This window comes from Modestobacter sp. VKM Ac-2978 (genome assembly GCF_026968025.1).
Classification (GTDB): domain Bacteria; phylum Actinomycetota; class Actinomycetes; order Mycobacteriales; family Geodermatophilaceae; genus Modestobacter.
This window is the reverse complement of the sequence record NZ_JAPVBP010000002.1, coordinates 341819-354105: the sequence shown is the minus strand read 5'-3', so window position 1 is coordinate 354105 and position 12287 is coordinate 341819. Positions and strand designations below refer to the sequence as shown.

General features: G+C 72.0%; 12 protein-coding genes. 6 read left to right on the top strand and 6 right to left on the bottom strand.

Annotated features, from left to right (window positions below; genetic code table 11):
- Nucleotides 1–24 precede the first annotated feature (24 nt).
- Nucleotides 25–1056, bottom strand: a complete 1032-nt coding sequence (locus O2W53_RS05540) for a potassium channel family protein (protein WP_269162017.1) — start codon at nt 1054–1056, stop codon at nt 25–27.
- A gap of 214 nt (nt 1057–1270) precedes the next feature.
- On the opposite strand from O2W53_RS05540, the gene O2W53_RS05535 reads away from it, so the two are divergent.
- Nucleotides 1271–1780, top strand: coding sequence for a mycothiol transferase (locus O2W53_RS05535; RefSeq protein WP_269162016.1), 510 nt, complete (start codon nt 1271–1273; stop codon nt 1778–1780).
- Between the two features lie 41 nt (nt 1781–1821).
- Nucleotides 1822–3045, top strand: coding sequence for an acyl-CoA dehydrogenase family protein (locus tag O2W53_RS05530; protein WP_269162015.1), 1224 nt, complete (start codon nt 1822–1824; stop codon nt 3043–3045).
- Here the strand turns inward: O2W53_RS05530 and O2W53_RS05525 are convergent.
- Complete coding sequence (locus O2W53_RS05525) at nt 2984–3814, bottom strand: helix-turn-helix transcriptional regulator (protein WP_269162014.1); 831 nt, start codon at nt 3812–3814, stop codon at nt 2984–2986. The two genes, O2W53_RS05530 and O2W53_RS05525, sit on opposite strands and share 62 nt — an antisense overlap.
- A 190-nt stretch (nt 3815–4004) precedes the next feature.
- Here O2W53_RS05525 and O2W53_RS05520 point away from each other — a divergent pair, with 190 nt between their 5' ends.
- Complete coding sequence (locus O2W53_RS05520) at nt 4005–4211, top strand: hypothetical protein (protein WP_269162013.1); 207 nt, start codon at nt 4005–4007, stop codon at nt 4209–4211.
- A gap of 350 nt (nt 4212–4561) precedes the next feature.
- Nucleotides 4562–4732 carry a hypothetical protein gene (locus O2W53_RS05515; RefSeq protein ID WP_269162012.1) on the top strand — a complete coding sequence of 57 codons (171 nt, stop codon included), beginning with the start codon at nt 4562–4564 and terminating at the stop codon, nt 4730–4732.
- 9 nt (nt 4733–4741) lie between these two features.
- On the opposite strand, the gene O2W53_RS05510 is transcribed toward O2W53_RS05515, so the two are convergent.
- On the bottom strand, nt 4742–4996 hold the full coding sequence (locus O2W53_RS05510) for a hypothetical protein (RefSeq protein ID WP_036341512.1): 255 nt from the start codon (nt 4994–4996) through the stop codon (nt 4742–4744).
- A gap of 199 nt (nt 4997–5195) precedes the next feature.
- Here O2W53_RS05510 and O2W53_RS05505 point away from each other — a divergent pair, with 199 nt between their 5' ends.
- The gene (locus tag O2W53_RS05505; RefSeq protein WP_269162011.1) at nt 5196–6806 is read left to right on the top strand and encodes a glycoside hydrolase family 13 protein; all 1611 of its coding nucleotides are present in this window, start codon (nt 5196–5198) and stop codon (nt 6804–6806) included.
- Between the two features lie 68 nt (nt 6807–6874).
- Here the strand turns inward: O2W53_RS05505 and O2W53_RS05500 are convergent, their stop codons facing one another.
- Nucleotides 6875–7306, bottom strand: a complete 432-nt coding sequence (locus tag O2W53_RS05500) for an Lrp/AsnC family transcriptional regulator (protein WP_036341527.1) — start codon at nt 7304–7306, stop codon at nt 6875–6877.
- Between the two features lie 197 nt (nt 7307–7503).
- Between O2W53_RS05500 and ctlX the strand changes: the two genes are divergently transcribed.
- Nucleotides 7504–8496, top strand: coding sequence for a citrulline utilization hydrolase CtlX (gene ctlX, locus O2W53_RS05495; protein WP_269162010.1), 993 nt, complete (start codon nt 7504–7506; stop codon nt 8494–8496).
- 72 nt (nt 8497–8568) lie between these two features.
- Here the strand turns inward: ctlX and O2W53_RS05490 are convergent, their stop codons facing one another.
- Both O2W53_RS05490 and O2W53_RS05485 read right to left on the bottom strand, forming a co-directional pair.
- On the bottom strand, nt 8569–10365 hold the full coding sequence (locus O2W53_RS05490; RefSeq protein WP_269162009.1) for an FAD-dependent oxidoreductase: 1797 nt from the start codon (nt 10363–10365) through the stop codon (nt 8569–8571).
- A 279-nt stretch (nt 10366–10644) separates the two neighbouring features.
- Entirely contained in the window at nt 10645–11763 is a 1119-nt protein-coding gene (locus tag O2W53_RS05485; RefSeq protein WP_269162008.1) for an SGNH/GDSL hydrolase family protein, read from the bottom strand.
- Nucleotides 11764–12287 lie beyond the last annotated feature (524 nt).

The window sequence follows — 12287 nt, the reverse complement described above, 5'->3', positions numbered from 1 at the left end:
TGGTCGGCCGACGCAACGGCCGGTTCAGCGGGCGGAGAGCACCTCGCCGGCCTCGATCCGTCGGCGACCGACGTAGTAGAGCGTCGTCCCGTCGCCCACCGGGGTGTCCCAGGCCGGGCTGACCGTCAGCCCGTCGGGCCCGCGCAGCGCCAGCACCGTCGCCCCGAAGGCCTGACCGAAGCGCACCTGACAGTCGCCGAAGGTGCCCAGCCGGTGCCCGGAGGGCAGCTGGACGGAGTAGGTGTTGCCGTGGCCGTGGCTGCTCATGAGGTCGCCGTAGACCTCGGTGAGCCCGGGGTCCAACGCCTCCTCGGTGATCAGGAAGGGCATGTGCCACTGCACGCAGGCGATCCGGGGGTCGACGTAGCGCAGGTTGTCCCGGCGGTCCAGGTCGCGCAGCGCGGCGACCTTGTGCACGTCCGGGCCGGCGTGGTGGACCGCCACCGCGATGGCCAGCGTCTCGTTGTCGTCCCGCCCGTCGATCACCACCGCGCGGGCGGCCGCCACGTTGGCCCGGGTCATGACGTCGACGTGGCTGAGGTCGCCGCGGACGAAGGAGACCTCGGTCCGCTCCGGCAACGGGTCCTCCGGCACGTCCTCCCAGACGCACAGCGCGACCCGGTTGCGCCCCTCGGCCGCGAGCTCGGCGAGGATCCGCTCGGTTCGGCCCGGGAAGTACCCCAGCACGACGACGTGGTCGGTCAGCTCCAGTTCCTCCACACCCTTCAGGCGCTTGCTGCGGACCGACGCGAGGTAGTCGGACAGCCGTGTGAACAGCAACGTCAGGGTGACGATGCCACCGACGATGACGTAGCTGCCGACCACGTGGCCGGCAGCGGTGGCGGGGAAGAAGTCGCCGTAGCCGACGGTGGCTGCGGTGACGACGAAGTACCACCAGTAGTTGCCCGGGGCCGCGATGTCGCTCTCGGTCCCCTCCACCAGCGCCATCGCCGGCCAGCTGGTCAGGAACACCAGCAGCAGGACGACGAGCGGCAGCCGCCACCCGCGCAGGCGGGGGCCCACGACGCGGGACAGCCGGGAGAAGAAGAAGAACACGGAACTCCTGCCAGGACGGGTGTTCGGGGCAACCTAGCGTGGCCCCGGGCGGGACAGGCAGGGTGTCGACATGACGACGCCGACCGACGACGACCTCCCCGAGCCCCGCGACATCGCCCTGGAGCAGGCCACCCCCGAGCAGGTCGAACAGCTCGAAGAGGCCAGCGAGCCGCCCGGCGAGTGATCGAGCGTGGGCTCGGGTAGCCCGGCGACCATGGAGAGCCGGGACCTGTTGCTGACCGCGTTCGACAACGTCGAGGAGGCCGTCCGCGGGGCGGTCGAGGGGACCGACCCGGAGCTGCTGAACGCCCGCGTCGACCCGGAGGCGAACACGATCGCCTGGCTGGTGTGGCACCTGACCCGGGTGCAGGACGACCACGTGTCCGAGGTCGCCGGGGTCGAGCAGGCCTACACCGCGAACGGCTGGGCCGACCGGTTCGGCCTGCCCTTCGACCCCACGGCCATCGGTTTCGGCTTCAGCAGCACCGACGTCGGACGGACGCAGGTCAGCGACCCGCAGCTGCTGATCGGGTACCACGCCGACGTACACGCCAGGACCGCCGAGTTCCTGCGCACGCTCTCCGCCGCGGACCTCGACCGGGTGGTCGACGAGCGCTGGGACCCGCCGGTGACCCTCGGCGTCCGGCTGCTCAGCGTCGTCGGCGACGACCTCCAGCACGCTGGGCAGGCAGCCCTCCTGCGCGGCTCCCTGGAGCGGCGCTGAGCACACGGCACCGAGTGCCACCCGCGAGTAGCTTCGGAACGGTGAGCAACGACGCTTCCCCTGACTTCTACGCCCTCGACGACCTCCTGGAGCCGGAGGAGATCGAGCTGCGCGACCGGGTGCGCGACTTCTGCACGCGCGAGGTCACGCCGATCATCAACGACTACTGGGAGCGGGCGGAGTTCCCGTTCGAGCTGATCCCGAAGATCGCCGAGCTGGGCATCGCCGGCGGCACCGTCGCCGGGTACGGCTCCCCCGGCATGAGCGCCGTCGCCGCCGGGCTGGTCGCCGCCGAGTGGGCCCGCGCCGACGGCAGCCTGGGCACCTTCTACGGGGTGCACAGCTTCCTGGCCATGCAGTCGATCGAGCTGCTGGGCGACGAGGAGCAGCGCGAGCGCTGGCTGCCGGCGATGGCCAAGATGGAGCTGATCGGCGCGTTCGGCCTGACCGAGCCCGCGCACGGCTCGGACGCCGTCGCCCTGGAGACCAGCGCCCGCCGGGACGGCGACGAGTGGGTGCTCAACGGCGCCAAGAAGTGGATCGGCAACGGCACGATCGCCGACCTGGTGCTCATCTGGGCCCGGGACGAGGAGGGCGCGGTCGGCGGCTACGTCGTCCCCAAGGGGTCGATCGGCTGGACCGCGACCCGGATGACCGGCAAGACCGCGCTGCGGGCGGTGTGGCAGGCCGAGATCACCCTGGACGAGGTGCGGGTGCCGGCAGAGAACAAGCTGGCCAACTGCCGCTCGTTCAAGGACGTGTCGGTGGTGCTGGACCGCACGCGGTACACCGTGGCCTGGCGCGCGCTGGGCATCGCCGAGGCCGCCTACGACCTGGCGCTGAAGCACACGATGCAGCGGGAGCAGTTCGGCCAGCCGATCGCCGGCTACCAGCTGGTGCAGGAGAAGCTGGCCCGGATGCTGGCCGAGATCACCAGCATGCGGCTGCTGAGCTGGCGGTTGAGCAAGCTGGCCGACGAGGGCCGGATGACCGCGGCGATGGCCTCCATGGCGAAGATGAACAACTGCAAGAAGGCCCGGGCGATCGTGGCCGACGCCCGGGACCTGTTCGGCGGTGACGGCATCCTGCTCGAGCACCACATCGCCCGTCACCACGCCGACATCGAGGCGATCTACACGTTCGAGGGCACCGACCACGTGCAGGCGCTCATCGTGGGCCGGGACATCACCGGGATCTCGGCCATCACCGGCCGCCGGACCCCCCGCGCCCAGGAGAAGCCGGCGGACACCCCGCAGTCGATCTAGTCCGCAGGCGGCCGGGTGCGTGCGGCATCGCCCGGGCCGCGGCGGCCGGGATGCTGTGCACGCCCAGCCGTTCCCGCACGTGCTCCATGTGCTTGCGGACGGTGCCGACGGAGATGAACAGCTGGGCGGCGATGACGGCGTAGGGCATCCCGGCCGCAGCGAGTGCGAGCACCTCCCACTCGCGCGCGGTCAGCTTCGGCACCCCGGCCCGACGCCGCTCGGCGTCGAGCCAGATCTCCTGCAGGTGTGGCCGGAGGAGCGTGGCGAGCTGTCGGTCCCGCTCGGTGAACGACGGCCCGTCGTGCCGCATGAAGCAGACCCGCCGCGCCTCCCCCGGCGCGGCAGGCAGCGAGATGATCATGGTCTCCCGGAGCTCCGGCAGGAGCTCCGACACCGGGTCGGCCAGCCGGTCACGCTCGGTCGGCAGGAAGTCCCGGGTCTGGATGACGCGCCGCAGGTCGCCGGTGCGCTGTGGCCACGAGCACAGCCCCTGCCACCAGTAGCGCCAGAACGGGTCGTCGGGCTCCTCCGGGGTCGGCCCCGCGATGTCGGCCCGCTGCCCGCCGATCTCCACGCCCTGGACGAGCAGGCTCCTGCTCGCCGACGGCTCGTGGTGCTGAAAGCTGACTCCGAGGTCGGAGGGGACCAACCGCTGCAGGTCCTCGAGAAGCGCCCAGGGCATCGCCGGGCCGGGGTCGTCGGAGCGGGCGTCGTCCAGCACGCCCACCAGCGCCTCGACATCAGCGGCGTACAGCTCGCTCGTCGTCATCGGCCCTCCTCGCGGCCGCACCGGGGCCGGTCCGGACGACGGTAGGCCCGGGAGAGCGCCGTCGACATACGCCTGAAGACGCATATCGCTGCGCCGGCGCCGGCGCCAGCCTGGTGGTGCGTCGGTCCCTCCGGACCGGAGCGTCCGCCCCACTCACCGTGGCCGCTCCCGGCGGCCGGAAGGACCCCCCATGTCCGCCATCGCACACGTCCCGGGCAGCGCCTGGGCAGCCACCCACCTCGCGCTGGTCCTCGCCGTGGCCATGGCCCTCGTCGCCGCCCTCGTCCTGACCGTCGTCCTGGTCGTCCGCGACTCGACCGCCGCCACCCCGGCGGCGCCGAGCGTGCCGTACTTCTACGACACCTGCGCCGGTGCGATGCCGGTCAGCGCCTGCTGATCCACGGGAGCGCCCCCGCCCTGCCCCTGCCGGGGGCGCTCCCCGGTTCCGCGGACGCCGCAACGGCGTCATGCTCGGAGCCCCGTCGACCGGAGAGCGTCATGCCGACGACTGCGCACCGGCGTCCCGGCTGGGCGTGCGCCCTTGCCTGTCTCTGCGCGACAGCAGCCGCGTGCAGCGGGTGCGGCGGGACGCTGTGCCCCTCGACCACGTTCCCCGCAGCGATCTACGTCAGCCTGCAGCCGGTCCCGGCGTCCGCCGTGGACATGCTCGTCACCGTCAGCTGCCCGGCCACAGCGGAGTGCGGCTTCCTGGACGGTCCGGCGACGGGTTCGGCAGACTCGTCGGTGATGATCACCACCGTGCTCCGCCCACCCGAGGTGGACGTCGTGGTGACGGAGCGGACCGGCGGCGCCGTCCTCCTGCACGACCGCCTGCTGGTGGAGTACCGACCGGTCGGCACTCGACAGACCGACTGTGGCGGTGACGCCGAGGCGGTGGTCCTGGTGCCGGCGGACTGACCGGCCGGCTCAGCCCACCTGGCGGAGAGCGGGCGCGGTGCGGCGCCGGCACTCGGCGCAGGTGTCGCGGCCACTGCTCATCCGCCCCCACCGCTGCGCGCCCCAGATCTGCACGATCGCCCCGCACACGGCGAGCTCCACCTCCCCGTCGAGCTCGTCGGCTGGCCGGTGCGCCTCGACGGCGTGCCAGGACTTGGGCTGATCGACCGGCTGGGCCCAGGATCGGCGATCCGGCCGGGCGAATCCGACGGCGTAGCTGTCCACGCCTCAACTGTGCCCCACGCCACAGCCGGCCAATCATGCGATGCCCGCCGGGCGGCCGTCGGGCGAGCCTTCTCACGTCCACCGCCGGGGGCGGTTTGGCGACATCAGCCAACGCGGAATCACTCATTCGTGAGACGTGCAACACATGCCGTGCCAGTCGGCTGCCGATGATGGCGACATGTCACGTCGGCTCGCAACGATGCGGACCTCGACCGAGCAGCAGGTCGCGGCCCAGCGGTCCCCGTCGCCCTGGTGGCGGTCAGCCGTGGTCTACCAGGTCTACCTGCGCTCCTTCGCCGACAGCAACGGCGACGGGATCGGTGACCTGGCCGGGCTGCGCTCGCGGTTGCCCTACCTGTCCTGGCTGGGCGTCGACGCCCTCTGGATCAACCCGCACTACCCCTCCGGCGGGGCCGACGGCGGCTACGACATCTGTGACTACCGGGCGGTCGACCCGGACTACGGCGACGTCGCCGACCTGGAGGCCCTGGTCGCCGACGCCCGCCAGCTCGGCCTGCGCGTCGTCCTGGACGTCGTCCCCAACCACACCTCCGACCAGCACCCCTGGTTCCAGGGCGCGCTGGCCGACCCGGACTCCCCCGAGGCCGCCCGCTACCACTTCGCCCCGCCGTCGGAGGAGCCGCCGAACAACTGGCGCTCGCTGTTCGGCGGCCCGGCCTGGTCGCGAACCCCCGACGGCCGGTGGTACCTGCACCTGTTCGCCCCCGAGCAGCCCGACCTGAACTGGCGGGACCCGGCGGTCGCCGCCGACTTCGAGAAGACGCTGCGGTTCTGGCTGGACCGCGGGGTCAGCGGCTTCCGCGTCGACGTCGCCTACGGCCTGTTCAAGGACGCCGACCTCCGGGACAACCCGGGCGCCTACTCCCCCACCCTCTTCGGCCACGGGCCGGAACAGGCGATGACCTGGAACCAGCCCGAGGTGCACGACGTGTGGCGCCGGTGGCGGTCGGTCTGCGACGAGTACCCCGACACCATGCTGGTCGGCGAGGTCTGCCTGGCCGACCTCGAGGAGGTCGCGCTGTACTCGCGGCCCGACGAGATGCACCAGTCCTTCTCCTTCCGGCTGCTCAAGTCGCCGTGGGACACCGCCGCCTTCGCCGACGGCGTGCAGACCGCGCTCGACGCCTTCGGGCGGGTGGGCGCCCCGGTGTCCTGGGTGCTGGGCAACCACGACAAGGACCGGCAGGTCACCCGCTTCGGCGGCGGCGACCTCGGCACCGCCCGCGCCCGGGCCGCCGCCCTGCTGATGCTGGCGCTGCCCGGGTCGGCGTACCTGTACGCCGGCGACGAGCTGGGACTGCCCCAGGCCGTGGTGCCGGACGAGGCGAAGACCGACCCGATCTTCTTCCGCAGCGGCGGGGAGCGCGCCGGCCGGGACGGCTGCCGAGTGCCGATGCCGTGGAACGACTCCGCCGGTGTCGGCTTCTCCCCGGACGGCGCGGCCGAGCCGTGGCTGCCGATCCCGGCCGAGTGGAGCGGTTACGCCGTCTCCGCTCAGACCCGGGACGGCGGCTCGATGCTGACCCTCTACCGGCGGGCACTCGCCCTCCGCGCGGCGCACCCGGCCCTGGGCTCCGGGGACGCCACGGTCCGCACGGACGGCGACGTCCTCACCGTCCGCTGTGTCGGGGACGAGGAGACCGTGCGCTGCGTGGTGAACATGGGCTCGGCCACGGTGCTGGTCCGTGCCCGCGGTGAGGTGCTGCTCGCCTCGACGTCGCGGGTGCACGCCTCGGCCGGCAGCATCGCGCTGCCGCCGAACACCGCCGTCTGGCTCACCGAGGACTGATGCACCGGCCCCGCCCCGTCGCAGCCGGCTCCTGGTTCCGGCTGCGCCGGGGCGGGGCCGGCCAGTGGTCAGCGCAGCACGGAGGACAGCAGCAGGCTGGTCTCGCTGTTCACGACGCCGTCGATCGAGCGGATGCGGCCGAGCAGCCGGTCGAACTCCATCAGGTCACGGGTGCGGACCTCCGCGACGAGGTCCCAGCCCCCGTTGGTGGAGTGCAGCGCGTCGATCTCGGTGAAGCCCCGCAGCCGGCGGATCACCGCATCCGTCGAGCGACCCTCCACCTCGATCAGCGTGACCGCGCGCACCTCACCGGCGACCGCATCCTCCCGCGCCCGCACGGTGAAGCCGACGATGACGCCCTGCGCGACCAGGCGGTCCATCCGGCTGGTGACCGTCGCCCGGGAGATCCCGAGCCGGCGGGCGATCTCAGCGACGGGTGCACGGCCGTCCTCGCGCAGCACAGCGAGCAGTCGACGGTCGAGCTCGGTCAACGCGGTCATGCAGAAAGCCTAATCGGGCCGCAACTTCTGCTCAGCTGGCCGCCGAGAATCGGACTGGATGTTCGTTGCGCGTGCACATCGTACGTTCCTAGCCTGGAGATCAACCCTGACAGGAAGGCTCGGATGACCTCGCTCGTCGACGTCCCGCACCGCTGGGCCGCCGCCCGTCGGATCACCGTCGACCCGGTCGGAGCCTGATGGCAGTGCCCGTGCAGGCGCCCGGAGCCGTCGTGCTCATCCGCCCGCACCGGTTCCGGCCCAACGAGCTGACCCGGGTCGACAACGCCTTCCAGTCACTGCCCACCGGACCCGACCCCGCCGCCGTCGCCGCGCAGGCCCGCGACGAGGTGACCCGGCTGGCCGAGGCGCTGGAGTCGGCGGGCGTGGTCGTGCACCTCTTCGAGGACCACGCGCACGACCGCCCGGACAGCGTCTTCCCGAACAACTGGCTGTCGACCCACCCCGACGGCCGGGTGGCGCTCTACCCGATGTTCGCCGTCAACCGGCGCAGCGAGCGGCGAGCCGACGTCGTCCAGCTGCTCCAGGAGCGGTACCGCGTGGACCAGGTCGTGGACTTCTCCAGCATGGAGCGGGACGGGCTGTTCCTCGAGTCGACCGGGGCGATGGTGCTCGACCACCAGGAGCGGATCGCCTACGTCTCCCGCTCCCACCGGGCCCACCCCGAGGCGCTGGAGCGGTTCTGCGCGACGTTCGGCTACGAGGCGGTGCTGTTCGACACGGCCGACGCCGAGGGCCGGGCGGTCTACCACACCAACGTGCTGATGACGGTGGGCAGCGCGGTGGCGTTGGTCGGGCTCGGGCTGATCAGCACGGCCGCCGATCGAGCCCGGGTGACCGACCGGCTGGCTGCGACCGGCCGGGACGTCGTCGATCTCTCCGAGCACCAGGTCCGCCAGTTCGCCGGCAACGCCATCGAGCTGACCGGCCGCGACGGACCGGTGCTGGCGCTCTCCGCGCGGGCCGCCGCCAGCCTCACCGCAGACCAGCGCCGGCGGATCGAGGCGACGACCCGGCTCCTGCCGGTGGCCGTGCCGACCATCGAGCTGGCGGGCGGGTCCGTGCGCTGCATGATCGCCGGGGTGCACCTCCCGCCCCGGACGGCGGACCTCCGGCGCACGCCGCTGTTCGGCGCACTCCCGGGTCCGGCCCGGGTGCCCGTCGCACCCTGACACGGCACGTGCACCGGTCCCGGCCGTGCGCAGGCTCTTCCACCTGCGGACGAGCGGGCCCGGTGCCTGCGGTCAGCTCTCCTGGCGTCCGAGCACGGCGCGCAGGGCACCGGACAGCCAGTCGGCCGCGTCCTGCTCCGACGCCGGGGACGACGCGTGCCGGGCGGCGACGTACAGGTCCGGCCGGACGAGCAGCACGCCGCCGTCCTCGATCTCCCGTAGGTCGGCCCAGGTGCCGTAGGGGTCCTCGACGGGCTGACCCGGTCCGATCGACACCGAGGTGATCGACAGGCCGAGCTCCTCGCCGAGGCTCCGGGCCGCCGCCAGCCACGCCTCCCCGCCGATGCCGGTCACCACGCTGAACCGGCCGCGGCCGACGAGGTCGAGGGTGGACACCCGGTGCCCGTCCCGCGTCACCCAGGTGTGCGGGAGCTTGGCGCCGGGCCAGGTGGTCGACTGGGCGTAGAGCACCGGGTCCCGGCGGTACTCCGGCATCGGCGTCCCGTCGCCGACGACCGCGGAGCTGGCGTAGCGCTGGTTGTGCTCGACCCCGTGGGCGTCGAACTCGTGTGCCTTGTAGGCGATGGCCTCTCGGAGAGCGGTGCGGATCTTCTCCCCCTCCGGGCCCGGCGCCTTCCACAGCGCGAGCTGCCGCTCCAGCGCCTCCGCCTCGGTGTGCTCCAGGTCCAGCGCGCTGAGGATCCTCCCGGTGTCCGCGATGCTCTGGTTGGCCCGTTCCACGACCTGTCGGGCGATCGGCGCCCGTTCGGCGTCGTAGCTGTCCAGCAGGGACGGGTCTGCGGCCCCGGCCACCACGTGGGCGAGCTTCCACGCCAGGTTGTAGGCGTCCTGGATCGAGGTGTTGGAGCCCAGGCCGTTGGTCGGCGGGTGCCGGTGGATGGCATCGCCGGCGCAGAAGACCCGCCCGCGGGCGATCGTGGTGGCGAAGTGGTGGTTCACCGTCCACGGGGAGCGCGACTTCACCCGCATCTCGAAGTCGTCGCTGCCGACCAGGGCGACGGCGAGGTCCCGGACGACGTCGTCGCTGAGGTCGGGCGGGCCGCCGGCGACCTCGTAGCCCCACATGAGCATCCACTCGTTCCAGGGCTTGATCATGCGGAGCACACCCAGCCCGACGCCCTCGCGCTCGGCACCCGGCTGCAGCATCCAGTAGAGGACCGAGGGCCGGTGGGCCACGAACCGGGAGAGGTCCGCCTCGAAGACGATGCTCAGCGCACCGCCCACGGCGCCCGGCCCCTCGAAGGGCAGGTCGAGGTCCGCGGCCACCTGGCTGCGCGCACCGTCGGCGCCGATCAGGTACCTGGAGCGGACCGTGTACTGCGTGCCGGTCAGCCGGTCCTGCAGCGTCGTCGTGACGCCGTCGTCGTCCTGGACGTGCGAGACGTAGCTGGTGTCGAACCGGACCTGCGCCCCGCGCTCCTGCGCGGCCTGGACCAGGATCGGCTCGGTGATCGTCTGCGGGGCGTCCACCATCGCGCACGGGCTCTGCAGCTCGTAGTCGGCGTGCCGCACCGTGTCGGTGCCCCAGGAGGGGATCCGGCCGAGCTCCTCCCCCGCGAGGCTGGTGCAGAAGGTCGTGTTGCCCATGTGGTCCCAGGGCGTCGCCTCGCGCATGAGCCGCTCCTCCAGGCCCATGTCCCGCATCACCTCCATCGTGCGCTGGTTGGTGATGTGCGCGCGGGGGGTGTCGGACAACCGGCCGTACTTGGTGACCAGCAGCGTCGACGTCCCGTAGGTCGCGAGGAGCAGCGCCGCGGCCGCCCCGGCCGGGCCGGAGCCGACGACCAGGACGTCGGTGGTGACGGCGGGCTCAGCAGGGGTCGAGGCCTGCGGTGTCGACAGGGTCATCGAGTTCCTCTCTGATGCGGACGGCAGCCGGCCGCGTGGTCGTTCGTCGCAGCGACTCGGCCGAACTGTGTCACGCACCACAATGTGCCGTCGAGCACCGTCGTCCTCCCGGTACGGCTCCTGCGTCCGCCCCGGGGGCCACGCCCGTCTCCGTGGCACTACTCCGGCCCCTCGCCCGCCGTGACGTGCGGGGCGGGATGCACACCGCCTCACCGCGCCGTGGCGCGATGAGGCGGTGTGCTGACCCGTGGTCCGCGACGGGAGCGGACCGGTGTGTGCTCAGCGGCTGCAGATCTCCTTCAGGTCGACGGTGGCTGCCATCGCCGCGTAACCCGCGTCGTTGGGGTGCAGGTGGTCGCCCGGGTCGAAGTCGGGCCGGATCTGGCTCGGGTTCTGGGGGTCGCGGACGGCGGCGTCGAAGTCCACGACGTCATCGAACTCACCCGAGGTGCGGATCCACTCGTTGACGGCTTGACGGTCGGCCTCCCCGTCCTCGGAGTAGTAACCAGCACCTTCGTAGGGGGTGATGGTTGCGCCGATGACGCGGATCCCGTGGTCGTGCGCCCGCTCGATGAACTGCTGGTACACCGCGATGAGCTCCTCGGGTTCCAGCGCGCCTGCGGTCCTGCCGATGTCGTTGATGCCCTCCAGCAGCACCACGCTGCGGACCGCCGTCTGGTCGATCACGTCGTCCTCGAACCTCGCCAACGCCGAGACACCGGCCGTACCGGCATCGGTGAGGACTCGGTTGCCGCTGATCCCGGCGTTGAGCACCCCACACTCGCGCCGATCCGGTCGATCCAGCAGGCGGTCGGCGACCTGGTCCGGGTAGCGCAGGTTCTCATCGATGCTGGAGGCGTAACCGTCGGTGATGGAGTCTCCGAAGAACACCACCGAGCCCCGGGCAACAGTGGTGACGTCCACCCCCTCCAGGAAGTACCGCGAGGTGTCGAGCGGCGCGAATGCCTCAGTGGCCGAGGACGTCGCATCCCCACTCGCCTGGTAGGACGTCGCCTGGCCCAACGAGTGCACGGTCGCCGGCCCGGTCGGGCCCGGCAGGTACATGCTGACCACCAGATCGGAGTCATCGGCCACGTCGAGCGGCACCGGGTCGGAGACCCACTCGGCACCGGCCGGGATGGTCACCGACGGGCTGCCTTCGAAGGTGACCGTCTGCAACTGCTGCGGGGCGACCGCAGCGCCCGCCGCACCGGGACCGACGGTGACCTGGCCGACCACCAGGGGGGTCGTGCCGTAGTCGTTGCTGATCCGGATGCGCACGCTGTCGCCACCCACGGACAGGTGCGCGACCTGGCGCAGCGTCGTGTCGGTGAAGCCCTGACCGGAGACGGTGTCCGCCGCACCGGCCGGGGTCATCGCGGCGGCCCAACTGCCCACCCACGACGTCCTCCCCGGCCCGTGGTGGCCTCGACCAGCCGCTTCGGCACCCGACACGGTGGACTCGGGTTCGGGCGGCGAGGCCATGGCGCCCGGGACGACCAGGGCGGCGGTCACGGCGCCGGTGAGAAGTACGCCAACCCGGGAAGCTGATCGCTTCATTCCAGCACTCCTTTGTGCCCAGGAATCGGCGGGTGAACACCCAGCCGGTGCGCTGACGCTAACAGCGCACCCATCAGCCCCGAAAGACCCCTATCGGGAATCTTGGAACTGCGACGGCGACACGCCTCGACAATGACGATCGTGCGCGTGACCTGCGTAGATGCTCTGATTGGCCATTTGCCGGATTGACGACATGTCACGTGAATGCTAATCGGGACACGATGGAGTGCACGCAGCCCGCGGGGATGCAATGCGTCGCTGGTCGTCATCCGAGTGGCCCTGTGCGGGCAAGCTGCGAGCATCTTGACCCGCGAGTCGCCAGGACGGTCGTGGCCCGCACGACGAGGAGCTGACGGCGGGGG

Bases quoted from the DNA above. Each gene is read 5' to 3' on its own strand.
- O2W53_RS05500 (WP_036341527.1), bottom strand. From the start codon at position 7,306: ATGACCGCGTTGACCGAGCTCGACCGTCGACTGCTCGCTGTGCTGCGC.
- O2W53_RS05520 (WP_269162013.1), top strand. From the start codon at position 4,005: ATGTCCGCCATCGCACACGTCCCGGGCAGCGCCTGGGCAGCCACCCAC.
- O2W53_RS05490 (WP_269162009.1), bottom strand. From the start codon at position 10,365: ATGACCCTGTCGACACCGCAGGCCTCGACCCCTGCTGAGCCCGCCGTC.
- O2W53_RS05505 (WP_269162011.1), top strand. From the start codon at position 5,196: ATGCGGACCTCGACCGAGCAGCAGGTCGCGGCCCAGCGGTCCCCGTCG.
- ctlX (WP_269162010.1), top strand. From the start codon at position 7,504: ATGGCAGTGCCCGTGCAGGCGCCCGGAGCCGTCGTGCTCATCCGCCCG.
- O2W53_RS05525 (WP_269162014.1), bottom strand. From the start codon at position 3,814: ATGACGACGAGCGAGCTGTACGCCGCTGATGTCGAGGCGCTGGTGGGC.
- O2W53_RS05535 (WP_269162016.1), top strand. From the start codon at position 1,271: ATGGAGAGCCGGGACCTGTTGCTGACCGCGTTCGACAACGTCGAGGAG.
- O2W53_RS05515 (WP_269162012.1), top strand. From the start codon at position 4,562: ATGATCACCACCGTGCTCCGCCCACCCGAGGTGGACGTCGTGGTGACG.